This window comes from Streptomyces griseorubiginosus (assembly GCF_001514195.1).
Taxonomy (GTDB): domain Bacteria; phylum Actinomycetota; class Actinomycetes; order Streptomycetales; family Streptomycetaceae; genus Streptomyces; species Streptomyces griseorubiginosus.
The window spans coordinates 1-892 of record NZ_KQ948760.1; the positions used below are offsets into that span (position 1 = coordinate 1).

Below are 892 nucleotides of genomic sequence, written 5' to 3' on the forward strand. Positions count from 1 at the left end.
AACTGGCTCTAACAAAAGCGGATTGATCATGTGACTGTCGGCTTGATCGCTCGTTGATGAGGACATGGGGAAGCGTCAGTCGCGGCCGTGGATCGTGTCGGACGAACTGTGGTCGCTCATCGAACCGTTGTTGCCCGAGCCACCGCCCAAGCAGGTCGAGGGGCGGCCACGAGTGCCCGACCGGCAGGCCCTGAGCGGCATCCTCTTCGTCCTGCACACCGGCATCCAGTGGGAGTACCTGCCCCAGGAGCTCGGCTTCGGCTCGGGCATGACGTGCTGGCGGCGCCTTGCGGCCTGGAACGAGGCCGGTGTCTGGGACCAACTGCACCAGCTGCTGCTGAACAGGCTGCGCTCGAAGAACCAGCTGGACTGGTCGCGGGCGGTGATCGACTCCTCCCACGTCCGGGCCGCCCGCCGAGGCCCAAAAGCGGACCCAGCCCGGTCGACCGCGCACGCCCGGGCAGCAAGCACCACATCATCACCGACGGCCAGGGCATCCCGCTCGCGGTGTCACTGACCGGCGGCAACCGCAACGACGTCACCCAACTGCTGCCCCTGCTGGACAAGATCCCGGCAGTGGCGGGCGTCGTCGGCCGGCCGCGCAGACGGCCCGACATGCTCTTCGCCGACCGCGGCTACGACCACGACAAATACCGCCGACTCCTGCGGCAGCGTGGCATCCGGCCCGCGATCGCCGAACGCGGTCAGTCACACGGCACCGGCCTGGGCACTTTCCGCTGGGTCGTTGAGCGCACCATCTCCTGGCTGCACGGCTTCCGCCGCCTGCGCATCCGCTGGGAACGACGCGACGACATCCACGAGGCCTTCCTCGGACTCGCGGTCTGCCTGATCACCCACCGCCACGTCCAGAGGCTTTGTTAGGGCCAGTAAG

At 67.7% G+C, this 892-nt stretch carries 1 protein-coding gene; it reads left to right on the plus strand.

Annotation, left to right across the window (positions count from 1 at the left end):
* Positions 1 to 64: 64 nt before the first annotated feature.
* Positions 65 to 882, plus strand: a protein-coding gene (locus AQJ54_RS44765) for an IS5 family transposase (RefSeq protein ID WP_248845608.1) whose coding sequence is annotated in 2 segments (ribosomal slippage) — positions 65 to 425 and positions 425 to 882 — 819 coding nt in all. Because the reading frame shifts where the segments join, the coding sequence is not laid out codon by codon here.
* The last annotated feature ends 10 nt before the right edge of the window (positions 883 to 892 follow it).